This window comes from Serratia sp. CY44782 (assembly GCF_052168715.1).
Lineage (GTDB): Bacteria > Pseudomonadota > Gammaproteobacteria > Enterobacterales > Enterobacteriaceae > Serratia > Serratia nevei.
In genome coordinates this window covers 1-680 of sequence record NZ_JBJNME010000039.1, presented here as the reverse complement: position 1 = coordinate 680, position 680 = coordinate 1, and the positions used below count along the sequence as shown (strand labels likewise).

The following is a 680-nucleotide window of genomic DNA, read 5'->3' as shown; positions in this document are numbered from 1 at the left end:
TAACGGTTCATATCACCTTACCGACGCTTTTCGCAGATTAGCACGCCCTTCATCGCCTCTGACTGCCTAGGCATCCACCGTGTACGCTTAGTCACTTAACCTCACAACCCGAAGATGTTTCCATCGTTCGTGCTGCAAACATTTGAGAGACTCTATGACAGGTTACTCTTTATCCCAGTGCTTCTACGGAGGGATAAATTTCAGCCGTCATGTTTCAATTTTCAGCTTGTTCCAGATTGTTAAAGAGCAAAATACTTCGCAGCATACTGTCGCCAATATACTCTGAAGTATTGAAATACCGGACTATATGGTGGAGCTAAGCGGGATCGAACCGCTGACCTCCTGCGTGCAAGGCAGGCGCTCTCCCAGCTGAGCTATAGCCCCATACAGTCACGCGCAGTACCTTTTCCACTTCCGAGAAGTGGTAGGCCTGAGTGGACTTGAACCACCGACCTCACCCTTATCAGGGGTGCGCTCTAACCACCTGAGCTACAAGCCTATAAAGGTATTTCTGCTCGTTACTTTCTATCAGACAATCTGTGTGAGCACGCCACTCGAATCAATATCTTTAGGTAAGGAGGTGATCCAACCGCAGGTTCCCCTACGGTTACCTTGTTACGACTTCACCCCAGTCATGAATCACAAAGTGGTAAGCGCCCTCCCGAAGGTTAAGCTACCTA

General features: G+C 48.8%; 2 tRNA genes and 2 rRNA genes. All 4 read right to left on the bottom strand.

Annotated elements, in window-relative coordinates:
• Positions 1 to 101: ribosomal RNA gene (locus tag ACJ8HT_RS24145) — 23S ribosomal RNA — on the bottom strand; the annotation flags it as partial.
• Between the two features lie 207 nt (positions 102 to 308).
• Positions 309 to 384: transfer RNA gene (locus tag ACJ8HT_RS24140), tRNA-Ala, on the bottom strand.
• A gap of 38 nt (positions 385 to 422) precedes the next feature.
• A tRNA-Ile gene (locus ACJ8HT_RS24135) sits at positions 423 to 499 on the bottom strand.
• 74 nt (positions 500 to 573) lie between these two features.
• Positions 574 to 680 (bottom strand): 16S ribosomal RNA (locus ACJ8HT_RS24130); the annotation flags it as partial.